Here is a 16,878-nt window from a genome sequence, read left to right on the forward strand (position 1 = left end):
GCGGTCGGCGGCCCGCCGGAGTGCTCGTCTTGTGGAATCACCCCGAGGGGCGAGGATCCGGTGCTTCTTCCGTAGGCTGGAGGCATGGCAGGGACACCATGACCCCGGACAGGGACAGCGGCAGGGACACGGGCACCGACCGGTATCCGGGGGAGCCGTCACCGCTGCTGCCCCTGGGTGCCCGCATCCTGATCGGCGTGGCGGCCGTGGTCTTCGCCCTCTCGCTCGCCTTCGTGCTCGCGTACACCACGTCGGTGCCGGTCCTGGTATGTGTGCTCATCGGCCTGGTCCTCGCGGGAGCGCAGGTGTATGCCCTGCGCCGCGCCCTGTTCCGCGGCGGCCGATGAGCGCCGGCGCCACCCTCGTCGTCGTGGGGGGTGGGGGTTTCCGCGTGCCCCTCGTGTATCGGGCACTGTCCCAGGCACCGTTCACGGGACTGGTGTCCCACGTGGTCCTGGTGGACAGCTCGCCGGCCCGCGCCCACGCCATCGCCCGGGTGCTCGGCGCACTGCCGTCGGGCGCGTCACCTGCGCCGTCGGTCCGCGTGGCAGCCCGGCTGGAGGACGCACTGCCCGGCGCCGACCTCGTGTTCGCCGCCGTGCGCAGCGGCGGGGCGGAGGGCCGGATCCTCGACGAACGCGTGGCCCTGGCCTCCGGGCTGCTCGGCCAGGAGACCGTGGGAGCCGGCGGCATCTCGTACGCCCTCCGGTCCATTCCCGACATGATGCGCGTGGCCACGCTGATGCGTCACCTCGCCCCCGACGCCTGGCTCATCAACTTCACCAACCCGGCCGGCATGGTCACCGAGGCGCTCTCCGCGGTCCTGGGCCACCGCGTGATCGGCATCTGCGACTCGGCGTCGGGCCTCGTCACCCGGGCGGCCCGCGCCGCCGGCGTGGATCTGCGCGGGTCCCTGGCCGGGGTGGACTACGTGGGCCTGAATCACCTGGGCTGGCTGCGCCGGCTCGACGACGGCGGGGCCGACCGCCTCCCGGGGCTGCTCGCCGACGCCTCGCGCCTGGCGGGCTTCGAGGAGGGACGACTCTTCGGCCCGGATCTGCTCCGGGTCCTGGGCGCGCTGCCCAACGAGTACCTGTTCTACTACTACTTCCATCGTGAGGCCCTGCGCTCCATCCGCGCCGCCGACAGGACGCGCGGCGAGACGCTCCGCGACCAGCAGGCGGACCTCTTCCCCCGACTCCTGGCGTCCGGGGATCCGCTCGCGGTCTGGGAGGCCGCGCGGCGCGAGCGGGAGTCCGGATACCTGGCCGAGGCCCGGACGGCGGAGGAGGAGCGCGACGAGGCGGACCTCGCCGGCGGCGGCTACGAGCGCGTCGCCCTCCAGGTCATGCGCGCGCTGCTCACCGGACGCCGCGCGGAGCTGATCCTCAACGTCCCCAACGGTGCGACCTTCGGGGAGCTGCCCCCGGATGCCGTCGTCGAGGTGCCGTCCGTGGTGGACGCCGGCGGCGCCCGTCCCCTGCCGGCGGCGCCGTTGGCACCCCACCAGCTGGGGCTCATGGCCGCGGTGAAGGCCGTCGAACAGGACACGATCCGCGCCGCCGTCGACCGGGACCGCGATGCCGCCCTGCGCGCCTTCGCAGGGCATCCCCTCGTGGACTCCTTCCATGCCGCCACCCGCGTGCTCGCGGGTTACGAGGAGGCGTTCCCGGCGCTGAAGGCGTCCTGGTCCGGCTGATCCTGCCGGGCCGTCCGCGCCTGTCCGTGCAGGGCCTGGACGCCCAGGGCGAGCAGGCCCGTGTCCGTCGCGGCGGCGATCCAGTCGAAGCCCGCCGCCGCGAGCAACGCCGCCCGGTCGGCTGAACCCGCGTACGCGCCCGCCCGGATCCCGGCCTGCCTGCAGGCACGGGCGATCCGTGTCAGCGGTGCGTCGTCCTCCGCGGAGGACAGGAGGTCGTCGACGTCCAGCCCGAGGGCGAGCGACAGGTCGAACGGCCCGACGAAGATCATGTCCACGCCGGGGACGGCGGCGATCGCCTCGACCGCCTCGAGCGCGGCGGCGGTCTCGATCATGACGGCACAGAGCGGTACGGCGACGGGGGCGTCGTCGGCCCCCGGACCGTGCACCGCCCGACTGCCCGGCAGGGGCCCCCAGCTGCGGGCGCCCCGTGGCGGGTAGCGGCCGGCCGACACCGCCGCTTCCGCGTCGGCGACGCTGTTGACGAGCGGGACGACGACGCCGTCGGCTCCGGCATCCAGCGCCCTGCCGATCAGTGCGGCGTCATTGGCCGCGACCCGCACGAGCATGGGGGCGGCGTCCGCGGCCCGGAGCGCGAGGGCGTCCCTGAGCGACCGGTCGTCGAAGTGCCCGTGCTGGGCGTCGAGGCCCACCCAGCCCACGCCCGACCGCGCCAGTTCGCTGGTCAGGCGGGGCTCCCCGAGCGTCGCCCAGGCGCCGAGGAGCGGATGGTGGACGGCTGGTTCAGTAGTCATGCCCCATTGTGTCCCGGCGTCGCCGCGCCGGTGCCCCGCGCCGCCGTGGCGATGCCGTGGCGATGCCGTGGCCCGCTTACAGGAAGCGGTGCATGATGTGGAGGCCGGTCGGTCCGGCCGAGGGATGGAGGAAGGCGCCCGGGACGGTCCCGACGATCGCGAAGCCCAGTGAGATCCAGAGGGCGACAGCCCGTTCGTTCGTCTGGACGACGGCGTTGAACTGCATCGCCGTGTAGCCCGCCGCACCCGCTTCCTCGAGCACGTGGCCGGCGAGGGCACGGCCCACCCCACGGCCCCCGGCGTCGGCCGCGACCAGGAAGGAGGCGTTCGCCACATGGGCCCCGTTGCCGCCCCGGTTGGCGTGCAACTGCGCCGTGCCGACGACGCGACCGGTGTCGGCCTCCACCGCCACGACCACGACGAGGGTCGGATCGCTCCCGGCCGCACCGGGAAGCCATTCGAGCCGGCCCGCTGCCTCGTCCAGGGAGGTGTCCCAGCAGTAGGTCTCACCCGCCCGGGCCACCGGTCGCAGGATGTCCCAGATGGCCGGCCAGTCCTCCGGGACGGCCACCCGGAACCGGAGCATCAGGCCTCGAGGGCGTTGGCCCAGAGGTTGATGTCGGACTCGACGGCGTATTCGTCGATGGCGTGAAGCTCCTCGGCCGTGAAATCCAGACGTTCGATGGCGGCGAGGCTGTCCTCGAGCTGGCGGACACTGGAGGCCCCGATCAGCGCCGAGGTCACCGGGGTGCCGCTGGACCGATCCCGCAGGATCCAGGCGATGGCCAGCTGCGCCAGGCTCTGCCCCCGACCCTCGGCGATCCGGTTCAGGCCCCGGATCCGGTCCAGGTTCTCCGCACTGAGCTGGCCCTGATCCAGCGATTTCCCCGCGGCGGCCCGGGAGTCCTCCGGCACCCCGTCCAGGTACCGGCTCGTCAGCAGGCCCTGCGCCAGCGGGGAGAACGCGATCGAGCCTGCCCCGACCTGCTCCAGGGCCTCGAACAGATTCGGGGACCCGTTCTCCGTCCACCGGTTCAGCATCGAGTACGAGGGCTGATGGATCACCAGCGGCGTCCCCAGGTCCTTCAGGATCGCCGCGGCCTCCAGGGTCCGCTCCGGCGAGTACGAGGAGATCCCCGCATACAGGGCCCGCCCGGAGCGCACCGCGGTGTCCAGGGCGCCCATCGTCTCCTCCAACGGGGTCTCCGGATCGGGGCGGTGGCTGTAGAAGATGTCGACGTACTCCAGGCCCATCCGCTCCAGCGACTGGTCCAGGCTCGCCAGCAGATACTTCCGCGACCCGAAGTTCCCGTACGGGCCCGGCCACATGTCGTACCCGGCCTTCGTGGAGATCACCAGCTCATCGCGGAACGGGCGGAAATCGTCCTTCAGATGCCGGCCGAAGTTCGTCTCCGCGCTCCCGTACGGCGGGCCGTAATTGTTGGCGAGGTCGAAATGCGTCACCCCCAGATCGAACGCCCGGCGCAGGATGTCCCGCTGCACCCCGAACGCCTTGTCGTCCCCGAAGTTGTGCCACAGGCCCAGGGACACCGCGGGTAACTGCAGCCCGCTCACCCCCACCCGGCGGTACGGCATCGACTCGTAGCGGCTCTCAACAGGGTGATGCGTCATTGCTTCATCCTAGGGGAGCATCCCGACGCGGCGTGGGACGGAATGACGTCGCTGGACATCCGGCGAGGAGGCGTGGCCGGCCCGATCGTCGGGAAGCCCGGGCCGGGGCGCCTGGTCAGGCGCTGGCGCTGATCGCCGCACCCGATCGGATCCGGACCTGGGGGAGTTCCTCGAAGGCCGGCTTCGCGAACCAGTAGCCCTGGAACAGGCGGATGCCGCTCCGCTTCAGGAACGCGAACTCCGCCTCCGTCTCGACGCCTTCTGCGAGCACCGTGATGCCGAGGTCCTCGGCGATGCCCACGATGCCGGCGACGACGGCCTGGCGCGCCGGGCTGCTGTCGGCTCCCCGGACGAGCTTCATGTCGATCTTGATCAGATCCGGCTGGAACTCGACCAGGAGCCCCAGTCCCGCATGGCCGGCACCGAAGTCGTCGATGGCGGTGGTGAAACCATGCTTGCGGTACTCGGTGATGATGTTCGTGAGGTGGGCGGTGTCCGCGACTTCCTCGTTCTCGGTGAACTCGAACATGATCGACGACGTCGGGAAACTGCATCGAGCGGCCGCGAGCAGCGTCGCACGGAGGCATGCCGCCGGTTCGTAGACCGCGTTCGGCATGAAGTTGATCGACAGCTTCACCTCTTCGTCCGCGGGAAACAGCCGCGACGCGAGTTCGATGGCCTTGATCCGGCAGTCCTGGTCGAAGCGGTACTTCTGCTCCGGGGAGACCCTCGACAGCACCTCGAAGGCGCCCTCGCCCGCCAGCCCCCTGACCAGCGCCTCGTAGCCCCACACCCGGTCGTCCACCGCGTCGTAGATCGGCTGGAAAGCCATGCTGAAATCGAAGTCGAGTCGTGACGATGTCGCGCAGCCGTTGCATGCCATGCGGAGTGCCCCCTTACTGGTCCGGTCCACCATAGGACATGCACCGTCCGGTGCGGATGTGCCACGCGAGAGCCGGTTTCCGCGCGCCGCGCCGGGCTGGTGATCACCCGAGCGCGCGGTTCAGACCCTGACGTCGTCCCCGGGAGATCCCGGGGACGTGCCGTGTCGCTGGTCCGCCGGTCCGACGGCCTGGACGGACTTGTCCCGCCCCCCGGCTTTCGCCGTGTACAGCGCGCGGTCGGCCGCGGCGATCGCCGCATCGAGGTCGTAGCCGGACGCCTCGATCGAGGAGATGCCGTAACTCACCGTGGGCATCGTGAAGCCACCCGGTGTGGGCTGCACCCGCAGCGCCAGGCTCACGTCGCGGGTGATGTCCTCGGTCCGGGAGACCGAGGCACCGGGCAGCAGGAAGATGAACTCCTCGCCGCCGTACCGCCCCACGAGGTCCGTGGCACGGACCGTCTCCGAACAGGCCTGCGCGAAGGCCTTCAGCACGCTGTCACCGGCTGCATGGCCGTGGGTGTCGTTGATCGCCTTGAAGAAGTCGAGGTCGGCGAGGATGAGCGCTCCGGGCCGTTCCGTCCGTGCCAGGCGGTCCACGTGCAGGTGTGCGAGGTCGAGGAATCCGGCGCGGTTGAGCAGCCCGGTCAGGGCGTCCCGGTCGGCACGCGTCCGCAGGTCGGCCGCGATCTGCTCGGCGCTGAGCGCGGCCGCGCTGAAGGACACGATGACCAGCAGGACCAGGGTGACCAGTGCCGTGATGCTCGAATCGAAGAAGGTGGTGAACACGTAGCCGTCCGGTCCTCCCACGACGAAGGCGACGCCCCGGGCGAGGTACAGCACCGCGACGGCCCCGGAGGCGGCCGCGAGCGGCGCCTGCACCCTGCTGTAGCTGCTGGGCAGGCGCCACAGCTCCCACGAGGCGAGCCCGATCGTCAGGGACATCATGCCGAGGAACACCGCTCCACCGGACCACGTGTTCGTCGCCGGGCTGTCGACCACCGAGGCCAGCAGGGTCAGCAGCGGCGCCGCCGCGAGTTGCAGCCAGCCCGGCCTTCCGGTCCGCAGGGTCCGCGCCCCGGCCCAGACGCTGACCGTTCCCATGACCGACAGCGTGTGGGCCGTGGGGTGCGCCCAGACCTGGTGGTGGGAGCCGTCGAGCAGGTGGATGGAGGATCCGATGCAGAAGAACAGGATCGCTGCACACCACCAGGCGCTGTAGGCGGAGCGGGTCTGGCGGAACGCCACGGTGTAGAAGAGCACCAGGAGGGTGATCGCGACGGCGCCGAAGGCAACCCGCAGTGTGGTGATGTCCAGCGTCATAGGTGTTCCTGCCGTCTCGTTCTTCCCGGTCCCGTCTCCGGATGCCCAGGGGATTCGCCTCCCGGGGGGAAGAATCTCCAGCCAGTATGCAGGAGCCCACCGACCCTTCGGCCGGTGGGCGCCCTCTCCTGTCGAAACCCTTGCAGAGTCCTGATCTACGCTCGGCCCGGGGCGAGGACCAGGGAGGCGTGTGCCGGCAGCTGCACCGTGTCGGCCAGCAGCCCGACGCCGTCCACCGTGGACAGCAGGACCTCCGCGGTGCTGCCGCCCACCGGGACGGTCACCATCGCGTCGCTCAGGTTGAGGATCACGGCGGTGCTGCCCCGATGCAGGACGATCCAGCGGCTGTCCTCGTCGAAGTCCACGGAGATGCTGCCGAAGTCGGGGTCGCGCAGTTCCGGTCGTGACCGGCGGAGGCGGATGAGCTCGCGGTACGTGGACAGCAGGTCGGCGTGGTGTCCCTGCTCCACTTCCGCCCAGTCCAGCTTGGCCGAGGCGAAGGTCGCGGGGTCCTGCGGGTTGGGGACGTCCTCCGGGCGCCAGCCCATGCGCTCGAATTCCCTGAGCCGCCCCTCCGCGGTGGCCTTTCCGAGCTCCGGCTCCGGGTGGGACGTGAAGAACGGCCACGGCGTCGACGCCCCGTACTCCTCGCCCATGAACAGCATCGGCGTGAACGGCCCGAGGATGTTCAGGACCGCCGCCTGCGCGAGCTGCGCCGGGTTCAGCGTCGCGCTGATGCGGTCGCCGGCGGCCCTGTTGCCGATCTGGTCGTGGTTCTGGGTCGCGACGACGAGTTGCAGGGGGCTGACCCGGGCCGGGTCGATCTCGCGGCCGTGGTGACGTTCCCTGAAGGACGAATAGGTGCCGTTGTGGAAGAAACCCTTCTCGAGGACCTTGGCGAGCGCGCCCACCGAGTCGAAGTCGAGGTAGTACCCCTCGGTCTCCCCCGTCAGGTTGACGTGCACCGCGTGGTGGAAGTCGTCGCTCCACTGCCCGGCGAGACCGTAGCCACCGACCTCGCGGCCCTGGATGAGGCGCGGATCGTTGAGGTCCGATTCGGCGATGAGGAACAGCGGCTTGCCGAGTTCCGCCGCACACTCGTCCGTGCGGATGGCGAACTCCTCGAGGATGTGCACCGCGCGCTCGTCGTGCAATGCGTGCACGGCATCGAGGCGCAGCCCGTCCACGTGGTAGTCCCGGAACCACATCAGCAGGTTCTCGAGGACGTAGTTCCGGACCTCGTCCGACTGCGGGCCGTCGAGGTTCAGGGAGTCGCCCCACGTGTTGGACAGGCCCTCGGTGAGGTAGGGACCGAAGAGCCCCAGGTAGTTGCCGCTCGGACCGAGGTGGTTGTGGACGACGTCCTGGATGACGCCCAGACCCGCCTGGTGTGCCGCGTCGACGAAGCGCTGGTAGGCGGCCGGGCCGCCGTACGTCTCCTGCACCGCGTACCAGAGGACGCCGTCATAACCCCAGTTGTGCGTGCCGTTGAACGCGTTGACGGGCAGGAGTTCCACGTACTGGACACCGAGGTCCACCAGGTGGTCCAGCTTGCCGATGGCGGCGTCGAGGGTTCCCTCGGGGGTGAAGGTGCCGAGGTGCATCTCGTAGATGACGCCGCCGTTCATCCCCGGAGACTGCCACGACGCGTCCTGCCACTGGTGCGCGGACGGGTCGAACGTCCGCGAGAGCCCGTGCACGCCGTCGGGCTGGCGCCGTGACCGGGGATCGGGCACGGGTGTCCCGGCGTCGTCGACGAGGTAGCCGTAGGACACGTCCTCGCCGGCCGCGGGGGCCTCCGGGGCGTGCCACCACCCGCCTCCACCCTGCGTCATGGGGTATCGGGCGCCGTCGGCGACGAGGGTGAGGGACGTGGCGCGGGGTGCCCAGACCTCGAATGGCGAACTCATGCTGCGTCCTCCTGGACCAGTAGTGCTGCGGGGAAGGTGGAGAAGATGTCGGCGGCCCTGACCGTGCCGCCGGTCACCGAGGCGCCCGTGAGGGCACAGGTGTACCGGCCCTCGGGGAGCTCGAGCGTGGTGTCGCCCCAGCCGGAGCCCTGCGCGAGCGTGTAGGGCAGGCGCGTGATCAGGGTGACGGCCCCTCCGCGGTCGAACGCGAAGACGTGGTCCGCTGCCGCACCGGAGGACGTGATCGCGGTGTAGCCGGTGAACAGTTCGGGACGGTCACGGCGCAGTCTGAGGGCGCGTGACACGACGAGCAGCTTCGCGTGGGCGTCGGCATCGACCTGGGGCAGCGCGCCGAAGTCGAGGTCGGTCAGCACCTGGCGGCGGGCGTCGTAGTCCACCTCGCGGCGATTGTCGGGATCCACGAGGGAGGTGTCCCAGAACTCGGTCCCCTGGTAGACGTCCGGCACCCCCGGCATGGTGAGCTGGAGCAGCTTCAGGCCGATCGAGTTGGACCAGCCGGCCTGCTGGATCCGCGCGACGAGGCCGGAGATCAGCGACGCCACGGCGTCGTCGTCGAAGGCCGCGTCGACGGCGTCGTGCATGCCGCGTTCGAACCCTTCGTCCGGCGCGGTCCAGTGCGTGCTGGAATCCGCTTCGCGGGACGCCTTCTCGGCGTAGGCGTGGGCCCGCTCCCTGCTGAGCGGCCAGGCCCCGATGAGCGACTGCCACAGGAGCGGCGCGAAGGACGGGTCCTTGATGGGGGCCAGCTCCTCCAGCTGGTCGAGGAGGCCTGTCCATTCGCCGGCGAGTTCCGAGAGCACGGAGATGCGCGACCGCGTGTCCTCGCTGCGCTTGGTGTCGTGCGTGCTGAGGGTCGTCATGGCCAGCGGGCTCTCGGCCTGCCGTTCGAGCAGGCGACGGTGCAGTTCCAGCGGGTCGATCGAGAAGATGGACGGGTCGGCGCCGACCTCGTTGAGCGAGACGAGGCGGGAGTACCGGTAGAACGCGGTGTCCTCGACGCCCTTCGCCATCACCATGCCGGAGGTCTGCTGGAAGCGACGCGCGAGTTCGGTGAGCTCCCCGGGGCCCTCGAGGAACGGGTTCAGGAGCGGGTGGAGCACGGCGAGGGCGTCCGCGAGGTCGGGGCGGCGCACCTGGGCGTCCCGTACCGCGTCGGCGAGGTACTCGGCACCGCCGGGCAGGTAGCTGCGGTAGACGGGGAAGCAGGTGAGCAGTTCGGCGATCGCGTCGGCCGTCGTGTCGGCGTCGAGGTCCGCAGTGGCCGGGACGAGGCGCGCGAGCCGCAGCACCTCGGAGCGGAGGATGCCGTCGGCGATGCCGCGCTTGGTCCCGTGGATCATCTCGTGGAACGGCGCGACCGGCACGGACCGCGTGAGCTCGTGCTCCCCCGCAGGGTCGGTGAACAGCCGGTCGATGTCCGCGAGGGCGTCGTAGCCGGTGGTGCCCTCCGTCGCCCAGTCCGTCGGGAGCTTCTCCCCCGGCTCGAGGATCTTCTCCACGAGCACGTAGGCGCCACCGGTCAGGGTGCGGAGGTCCTCCAGGTAGCCCTTCGGGTCGGCGAGACCGTCGGGGTGGTCGATGCGCAGTCCGTCCACGAGCCCCTCGTCGAACCACCGCTTGACCTCGCTGTGGCTCTCCTGGAACACCCAGGGGACCTCGACGCGCAGCCCTGCGAGGGTGTTCACGCCGAAGAACCGCCGGTAGTTGAGCTCCGCATCCGCCCGGCGCCAGTTCACGAGTTCGTAGTGCTGGCGGGCGTGGACCTCCGCCCCCGTGTCGCCGGGGTGGGCCGTGCCGTCCGCGATCGGGAACCGGTTGTCGTAGTAGTGCAGCTCACCGTCGGCGACCGCGAGCTGGTCCAGCTCGTCGTCGCCGTCGCCGAGGACCGGGACCCGGAGGCGCCCCCCGTTGGCGTCCCAGTCGACGTCGAACGCCTCGGCCATGCGCGAGCCGCGGCCCTCCGCCAGGAGCTGCCACCACCACGCGTTGTCCCCGGGGGTCTCGATGCCCATGTGGTTGGGCACGATGTCGACGAGGACGCCCAGGCCCGCCGCCCGGGCGGCCTCACTGAGGGCAGCGAGGCCGTCCGGACCGCCGCGGTCGGGGTCCACGGTGGTGGGGTCGGTGACGTCGTAGCCGTGCCCGGACCCCTTCTCCGCCGTGAGGATCGGCGACAGGTACACCCAGTCCACCCCCAGGTCGTGCAGGTACGGCACCAGGGCCGCGGCCCGATGCAGGTCGAACTCGCTCCGGATCTGCAGCCGGTAGGTCGATTTCGGTGTCAACACGTGGGGGTCCTCCTGGGACGGTGGGTGGGTGTACCTGTCCGGGCGGGACAGGCGCTAGGGGGTGCCCGTCTTGGCGGTGACCTCGTTGGCGAGGATCGCCAGCGACGCCGCGACCGAGTGGTCGAGGTCCTCGACCTCCGTGTGGACCCGGAGGACCACCATGGACTTCGCCTCGACCGAGACCGTGGCGCCGGCCGGGATGGCGGCGGTGTCGGCGTACTTGCCGGCCGTGTCGATCACCTCGTCCCAGGAGACGCCGTACTCGTCCGACGGGATCGTGAAGTCGACGGCCTCGTCATGCGCGTTGAAGTAGAGCAGGAAGTTGGCATCGACGATCCGCTGTCCACGGGCGTCGCGCCCCTGGATGCCCTGCCCGTTGAGGAACACGCCGATCGAGCGGCCGAAGCCGCTGTCCCAGTCCTCGGGGGCCATGAGCTCACCTGCGGTGTCCAGCCAGACGATGTCCGGCAGTGCCTCGCCCTCGCCGCGGCGCACGGGCCGTCCGTCGAAGAACCGGCGACGGCGGAAGGTGGGGTGCTCGGAGCGCAGGCGGTTGACGGCCGCCGTGAACTCGAGCAGCGGCTGGTCCATCTTGTCCCAGTGCACCCAGCTGAGCTCGGAGTCCTGGCAGTAGGTGTTGTTGTTGCCGTCCTGCGTGCGGCCGATCTCGTCGCCGTGCAGCAGCATCGGAACGCCCTGGGAGAGCAGCAGTGTCGCGATGAAGTTGCGCTGCTGCCGGACCCGGAGTGCGAGGACCTCGGGGTCGTCGGTGGGTCCCTCGGCGCCGCCGTTCCATGACCGGTTGTGCGATTCGCCGTCGTTGTTGTCCTCGCCGTTGGCCTCGTTGTGCTTCTCGTTGTAGGACACGAGGTCGCGCAGCGTGAACCCGTCATGGGCCGTGACGAAGTTGATCGAGGCGACGGGGCGTCGCATGCTGTGCTCGTAGAGGTCGGCCGAGCCCGTCAGGCGGGACGCGAACTCACCGATGCTGGAAGGCTCGCCGCGCCAGAAGTCACGGACGGTGTCGCGGTACTTGCCGTTCCACTCCGTCCACTGCGGCGGGAAGTTGCCCACCTGGTAGCCGCCGGGTCCGACGTCCCAGGGCTCGGCGATGAGCTTGACCTGCGAGACGATCGGATCCTGCTGCACGAGTTCGAAGAAGGCCGACAGGCGGTCCACCTCGTAGAACTCGCGGGCGAGGGCCGAGGCCAGGTCGAAACGGAAGCCGTCGACGTGCATCTCGGTGACCCAGTAGCGCAGGGAGTCCATGAGCAGCTGCAGGGAGTGCGGGTTCCCGACGTTGAGGGAGTTACCGGTGCCCGTGGTGTCCATGTAGTACTGCTTGTCGTCCTCCACCAGGCGGTAGTAGGACGCGTTGTCGATGCCGCGCATGGAGATGGTGGGGCCCATGTGGTTTCCCTCGGCGGTGTGGTTGTACACCACGTCGAGGATGACCTCGATGCCCGCCAGGTGCAGTTCGCGCACCATGGCCTTGAACTCCTGGACCTGCTCGCCCTGGTCCCCGGAGGAGTTGTACTTGTTGTGCGGCGCGAAGAAGCCGATGGTGTTGTAGCCCCAGTAGTTCGAGAGGCCCTTCTCCTGGAGCGTGCTGTCGTTCACGAACTGGTGCACGGGCATGAGCTCGATCGCCGTGACGCCGAGCTTCTGCAGGTGCGCGATCACCGAGGGGTGGGCGATGCCGGCGTAGGTGCCGCGCTGCTCCTCGGGGATGTCCGGGTGCAGCTGCGTGAGGCCCTTGACGTGCGCCTCGTAGATGACGGACTGGTGGTAGGGCGTCCGCGGCATGCGGTCGCCGTCCCAGTTGAAGAAGGGGTTGACGACGACGCCGAGCATCATGTGCGCTGCGGAGTCGTCGTTGTTGACGGAGTGCTCGTCGCCGAAGTTGTAGCCGAACAGCGCCTGGTCCCAGTCGAGGTCGCCGGAGATGGCCTTGGCGTACGGGTCGAGGAGGAGCTTGTTCGGGTTGCAGCGGTGTCCCTCTGCCGGGTTGTTCGGGCCGTGGACCCGGTAGCCGTACTTCTGCCCGGGAGTCACCTGCGGGAGGTACCCGTGCCAGACGTAGCCGTCGACCTCCTTGAGCTCGATGCGCGTCTCCGTGCCGTCGTCGTCGAAGAGGCAGAGGACAACCAGGTCCGCGACCTCACTGTAGAGCGCGAAGTTCGTGCCGGTGCCATCGTAGGTGGCTCCCAGGGGATAAGCGTCGCCGGGCCATAGTTCCATGAGTTCTCCTTGTATCTTCTGCCGCGGCCGCCTCCATGGGCGGTCACGTATCACTCGCAGGCGTCGGGGTCCTGGTGCCCCGCGTGCTTGCTTCATACATAGCGCATTCGTCTGTCAGCGCGGTTAATTGGGTCGGTCACCTCAGGGGGTTGCGGCTAGGCGACGCTCCTCCACGAGGTCCGCGACCACCGCACGGATGGACCCGGGCAGACCGGACACCACCACGGGTCCGGACCGGGCAGCGAGCTGTCCGGCCCTTCCGTGGATCAGTGCTCCCGCGGCGGCGATGGCCGCCCAGAGGTCGGCATCCACCACCCCTACGCGGACCGCCGCGCCGTCGTCCCCGGCGAGCGTCGCGATGAGCGCACCGATGATACCGGAGAGCGTGTCCCCGGAGCCTGCGGTGGAGAGCCAGGGGGTCGCATCGGCCTGGACGAACAACGCGCCGGAGGGGGCTGCGACGACGGTCGTGTACCCCTTGAGCAGCACCGTGGCGCCCGTGCTCTCGGCGGCACGCAGCGCGAAATGCGCGGGCTCGGCCTCGATCTCGGACCGCTCCGCGTCGACCCCGCGGGCCGCCAGCAGCTCGCGCAGTTCTCCCGCGTGCGGCGTGAGGACGACCTGCGGGCCCATGCGTTCGGGCACCGCGGTCAGCGCCCCCGCGTCGACGACGACGGGCAGCCCCGAGGCGATGGCGTCGACGGCCCGGCGCCGCTGGTCGTCGTCGTCCACGGCACCGGGGCCGACGAGCCATGCCTGGGAGCGCGCCTCGGCGATCGATCCGGTGGACGCCACGGCCTCGGGGTTCCACTGGTGGACCAGCGCGGCGACGGCATCGGGGCCGAGGTAGCGCACCATCCCGACTCCGGTGGCCAGCGCCGCACCGACGGCGAGGGCGGCAGCTCCCGGGTAGCGCGTGGATCCCGCGGCGACGCCGAGCACCCCACGCGAATACTTGTGGTCGTGCGCCCCGGGCAGGCGGAGGACGGCTGCGGCGTCGGCGCCCTGGAGGCTGCGCGCGGCCGGCGTGAACCCGGAGAAGTCGAGGCCGATGTCGACCACGTTCAGCTCACCGGCCGCCACCGCGCCGCCGCCGATCAGGAGGCCGGGCTTCGCGGCCCCGAAGGTGACTGTCGCATCCGCGAGGAGGACGGGCCCGTCGATGCGGCCGGTGTCCACGCCGATGCCGCTCGGCAGGTCGCAGGCGACGACGATCGTGGATCGGGCCGCACGCGGGCCGGCCGCCGCGTCGAAGGCCCGGACGAAGTCCGCGGCGGGGCCGCGCAGGCCGCCGCCGGCACCGGTGCCGAGGATACCGTCGAGGAGGATGTCGGAGGCGGCCGCATGGGCCGCCAGGGCGGCGAGGTCGGGGGCGTCGCTTAGGCGGACGCTCGTCCCGCCGGCGTGCGTGAAAGCCTCGAGCGCAGCGTCGTGGACGCGGTCCGCCGTGAGGATCGCCGTTGCCCCGACGCCCCGCCGCAGGAGCCGCTCCCCCGCGTACAGCGCATCCGCGCCGTTGTTCCCGCTCCCGGCCAGCACGACGGCGGTGGCCCCGTAGGTGCCGCGACCGGCCTCGCGCAGGAGGCCGAGGGCCACGCCGAACAGGCCGTGGGCAGCCCGCTGCATCAGGGCGTCACCCTGGCCGGCGTCGAGGAGCGGTGCCTCCGCAGCGCGGACGTCACCAGTGGAAAATGCTTGGAGCATATGATCGAGCTTAGCGGTAAGCCAGACGATAATCAGCAAGGTTACTATTGGCGGCCTGCCGGTATGCTGCCCTCGGCCACGACCATGGCCGTGGCGAGCCCGCCGTCGTGGCTGATGGACAGATGCCACGTCTGGACGCCCCGGGCGGCGGCGGCGTCGGCCACGGTCCCGTCCACCACGACGGACGGTGCGCCGGTCTCGTCCACCGCGATGGTGCAGTGCTGCCAGTTCATGCCCACGGGAGCGCCGACCGCTTTCGCGACGGCCTCCTTGGCCGCGAAACGCGCGGCAAGCGACCGGGTGTTCAGGTGGCGTTCGGCGGGCACGAACAGACGCTCGAGGAGCGCCGGGGTGCGTTCGAGCTGCTGCCGGAAGCGTTCGACGTCCACGACGTCGACGCCGATGCCGACGATCACACCCGCACCCGGCCGGGTGCCGCCGCGGAGCTCCGCAGCGGCACCGGGAAGGGACTATTCAACCGTGACCGACTTCGCCAGGTTGCGCGGCTGGTCGACGTCGTAGCCCTTGGCGCTGGCCAGGGCGAGGGCGAAGATCTGCAGCGGCACCGTGGTCAGCAGCGGCGCGAGCAGCGTCGGGGACTCCGGCACGTAGAACACGTGCTCCGAGTACGCCTCCACCGAGGTATCGCCCTCCTCCGCGATGACGATCGTCACAGCGCCGCGCGCGCGGATCTCCTGGACGTTGGACACCACCTTGGCGTGCAGGGAATCGCGGCCGTTCGGGGACGGCATCACCACGACGACGGGCTGGCCCTCCTCGATCAGGGCGATCGGCCCGTGCTTGAGCTCGCCCGCGGCGAAGCCCTCGGCGTGGATGTAGGCCAGCTCCTTGAGCTTCAGGGCCCCCTCCATCGCCACGGGGAAGCCCACGTGGCGGCCGAGGAACAGGACCGACTTGGCGTTGGCCATGTCCACGCCGAGCTGCTTGATCTTGTCGGCGTCGTCGAGGATGGACTGGATCTTGGCGGGGATGCTCGAGAGATCCGCGAGCACGTCGGCGATCTCGTCGCGGTACTTGTTGCCGCGCAGCTGGGCGAGGTACAGGCCCAGCAGGTAGGCGGCGGTGATCTGCGCGAGGAAGGCCTTCGTGGAGGCGACGGCGATCTCCGGGCCGGCGTGCGTGTACAGCACGGCGTCCGACTCGCGCGGGATCGTGGAGCCGTTGGTGTTGCAGATCGCGACGACCTTCGCGCCCTGCTCGCGGGCGTAGCGGACCGCCATGAGCGTGTCCATGGTCTCGCCGGACTGGGAGATCGCGACGACGAGCGTCTTCTCGGTGACGATCGGGTCGCGGTACCGGAACTCGTGGGACAGCTCCACCTCGGTGGGGATGCGGCACCAGTGCTCGATGGCGTACTTGGCCACCTGGCCGGCGTAGGCCGAGGTGCCGCAGGCGAGCACCACGATCTTGTCGACCGAGCGCAGGATCGTCTCGTCGATGCGCAGCTCGTCGAGCATCAGGTTGCCGTCGACGTCGGAACGGCCGAGGAGGGTCTGGCCCACGGCGTCGGGCTGGTCGTGGATCTCCTTCTCCATGAAGGAGTCGAAGCCGCCCTTCTCGGCGGCCGCGGCGTCCCAGCTGACGTGGAACTCCGTGCCCTCGGCGGGGGCGCCGAAGAAATCGGTGATGGTGACGTCGTCGGGCGTGATGGTGACGATCTGGTCCTGGCCGAGCTCGACGGCGCGGCGCGTGAAGTCGATGAACCCGGAGACGTCGGAGCCGAGGAAGTTCTCCCCGTCACCCAGTCCCACCACGAGCGGTGAGTTGCGGCGGCCGGCGACGACGACGCCGGGCTGGTCCTGGTGGATGGCGAGGAGCGTGAACGCCCCTTCGAGGCGCTGGCATGCCTGCTGCAGGGCGAGGGTCAGGAGATCGCCCTGGGCGCCGCTCTCGACGAGCCCCCGGTACAGCTGTCCGACGAGCCCGGCGGCGACCTCGGTGTCGGTGTCCGAGATGAAGCTCAGTCCCTCACCGGTCAGTTCCGCCTTCAGCTCGGCGTAGTTCTCGATGATGCCGTTGTGGATCAGCGCGAGCCGGTCGCCGTCGGCGAGGTGCGGGTGCGCATTCTCGTCGGTGGGTCCGCCGTGGGTCGCCCACCGCGTGTGCCCGATCCCGGTCAGCGAGCGCGGCAGCGGGTTCTCCGCCAGCTCCCCGACGAGGTTCGTCAGCTTGCCGGCCTTCTTCCGCGACTCGATGCCCGTCGGGGTGATCACTGCCACCCCGGCGGAGTCGTACCCGCGGTATTCGAGGCGCCTGAGGCCCTCCATGACGACGTCGAGCGCGCCGTGCTGCGCTTCGGACGGTTCCTGATCGAACGCCGGGGCGACAGAGTCAAGCGCCGACGATCCCTGGCCGTTGTCCCGGCCTACATATCCCACGATTCCACACATGACACCTAGCG

13 protein-coding genes are annotated in these 16,878 nt (G+C 70.4%); 2 read left to right on the top strand and 11 right to left on the bottom strand.

All coding sequences use genetic code 11. The features are described 5' to 3' along the window. Window positions 1-98: 98 nt before the first annotated feature. Both AC4D2F_RS06300 and AC4D2F_RS06305 read left to right on the top strand, forming a co-directional pair. Window positions 99-347, top strand: coding sequence for a hypothetical protein (locus AC4D2F_RS06300; protein ID WP_490909886.1), 249 nt, complete (start codon window positions 99-101; stop codon window positions 345-347). Then, window positions 344-1,699: a family 4 glycosyl hydrolase gene (locus tag AC4D2F_RS06305; protein ID WP_490909887.1), complete on the top strand. Its 1,356-nt coding sequence runs from the start codon at window positions 344-346 to the stop codon at window positions 1,697-1,699. Before AC4D2F_RS06300 ends, AC4D2F_RS06305 begins: the two co-directional genes overlap by 4 nt. On the opposite strand, the gene AC4D2F_RS06310 is transcribed toward AC4D2F_RS06305, so the two are convergent. From AC4D2F_RS06310 to glmS, 11 genes are all read right to left on the bottom strand, one after another. Further along, window positions 1,654-2,454 (bottom strand): HpcH/HpaI aldolase family protein, encoded by an 801-nt coding sequence (locus tag AC4D2F_RS06310; protein ID WP_490909888.1) that lies wholly within the window; start codon window positions 2,452-2,454, stop codon window positions 1,654-1,656. The two genes, AC4D2F_RS06305 and AC4D2F_RS06310, sit on opposite strands and share 46 nt — an antisense overlap. A 76-nt stretch (window positions 2,455-2,530) precedes the next feature. Further along, window positions 2,531-3,040, bottom strand: coding sequence for a GNAT family N-acetyltransferase (locus AC4D2F_RS06315; protein ID WP_490909889.1), 510 nt, complete (start codon window positions 3,038-3,040; stop codon window positions 2,531-2,533). Next, a complete protein-coding gene (gene mgrA / locus AC4D2F_RS06320) occupies window positions 3,040-4,086 on the bottom strand; it encodes an L-glyceraldehyde 3-phosphate reductase (RefSeq protein WP_490909890.1) in 1,047 nt (348 codons plus the stop codon). The genes AC4D2F_RS06315 and mgrA overlap by 1 nt, the downstream gene beginning before the upstream one ends. 115 nt (window positions 4,087-4,201) lie before the next feature. Then, window positions 4,202-4,918 (bottom strand): EAL domain-containing protein, encoded by a 717-nt coding sequence (locus AC4D2F_RS06325; RefSeq protein ID WP_258069765.1) that lies wholly within the window; start codon window positions 4,916-4,918, stop codon window positions 4,202-4,204. A gap of 171 nt (window positions 4,919-5,089) precedes the next feature. Further along, window positions 5,090-6,292, bottom strand: coding sequence for a GGDEF domain-containing protein (locus tag AC4D2F_RS06330; RefSeq protein ID WP_104166293.1), 1,203 nt, complete (start codon window positions 6,290-6,292; stop codon window positions 5,090-5,092). A gap of 155 nt (window positions 6,293-6,447) precedes the next feature. Next, window positions 6,448-8,202, bottom strand: a complete 1,755-nt coding sequence (gene treZ / locus AC4D2F_RS06335; RefSeq protein ID WP_490909891.1) for a malto-oligosyltrehalose trehalohydrolase — start codon at window positions 8,200-8,202, stop codon at window positions 6,448-6,450. Then, window positions 8,199-10,511, bottom strand: a complete 2,313-nt coding sequence (gene treY, locus AC4D2F_RS06340; protein WP_490909892.1) for a malto-oligosyltrehalose synthase — start codon at window positions 10,509-10,511, stop codon at window positions 8,199-8,201. The genes treZ and treY overlap by 4 nt, the downstream gene beginning before the upstream one ends. 54 nt (window positions 10,512-10,565) lie before the next feature. Next, entirely contained in the window at window positions 10,566-12,752 is a 2,187-nt protein-coding gene (gene glgX, locus AC4D2F_RS06345; protein WP_490909893.1) for a glycogen debranching protein GlgX, read from the bottom strand. A gap of 141 nt (window positions 12,753-12,893) precedes the next feature. Continuing rightward, window positions 12,894-14,456 (bottom strand): bifunctional ADP-dependent NAD(P)H-hydrate dehydratase/NAD(P)H-hydrate epimerase, encoded by a 1,563-nt coding sequence (locus tag AC4D2F_RS06350; protein ID WP_490909894.1) that lies wholly within the window; start codon window positions 14,454-14,456, stop codon window positions 12,894-12,896. A 44-nt stretch (window positions 14,457-14,500) separates the two neighbouring features. Then, the gene (locus AC4D2F_RS06355; RefSeq protein WP_490909895.1) at window positions 14,501-14,872 is read right to left on the bottom strand and encodes a holo-ACP synthase; all 372 of its coding nucleotides are present in this window, start codon (window positions 14,870-14,872) and stop codon (window positions 14,501-14,503) included. 54 nt (window positions 14,873-14,926) lie between these two features. Further along, window positions 14,927-16,867 (bottom strand): glutamine--fructose-6-phosphate transaminase (isomerizing), encoded by a 1,941-nt coding sequence (gene glmS / locus AC4D2F_RS06360; protein WP_490909896.1) that lies wholly within the window; start codon window positions 16,865-16,867, stop codon window positions 14,927-14,929. Window positions 16,868-16,878 lie beyond the last annotated feature (11 nt).

Source organism: Arthrobacter sp. TJ-263, assembly GCF_058269155.1.

Coding starts and splice junctions, on each gene's coding strand:
- AC4D2F_RS06300 (WP_490909886.1), top strand. CDS start 99: ATGACCCCGGACAGGGACAGCGGCAGGGACACGGGCACCGACCGGTAT.
- AC4D2F_RS06305 (WP_490909887.1), top strand. CDS start 344: ATGAGCGCCGGCGCCACCCTCGTCGTCGTGGGGGGTGGGGGTTTCCGC.
- AC4D2F_RS06310 (WP_490909888.1), bottom strand. CDS start 2,454: ATGACTACTGAACCAGCCGTCCACCATCCGCTCCTCGGCGCCTGGGCG.
- AC4D2F_RS06315 (WP_490909889.1), bottom strand. CDS start 3,040: ATGCTCCGGTTCCGGGTGGCCGTCCCGGAGGACTGGCCGGCCATCTGG.
- mgrA (WP_490909890.1), bottom strand. CDS start 4,086: ATGACGCATCACCCTGTTGAGAGCCGCTACGAGTCGATGCCGTACCGC.
- AC4D2F_RS06325 (WP_258069765.1), bottom strand. CDS start 4,918: ATGGCTTTCCAGCCGATCTACGACGCGGTGGACGACCGGGTGTGGGGC.
- AC4D2F_RS06330 (WP_104166293.1), bottom strand. CDS start 6,292: ATGACGCTGGACATCACCACACTGCGGGTTGCCTTCGGCGCCGTCGCG.
- treZ (WP_490909891.1), bottom strand. CDS start 8,202: ATGAGTTCGCCATTCGAGGTCTGGGCACCCCGCGCCACGTCCCTCACC.
- glgX (WP_490909893.1), bottom strand. CDS start 12,752: ATGGAACTATGGCCCGGCGACGCTTATCCCCTGGGAGCCACCTACGAT.
- AC4D2F_RS06350 (WP_490909894.1), bottom strand. CDS start 14,456: ATGCTCCAAGCATTTTCCACTGGTGACGTCCGCGCTGCGGAGGCACCG.
- glmS (WP_490909896.1), bottom strand. CDS start 16,867: ATGTGTGGAATCGTGGGATATGTAGGCCGGGACAACGGCCAGGGATCG.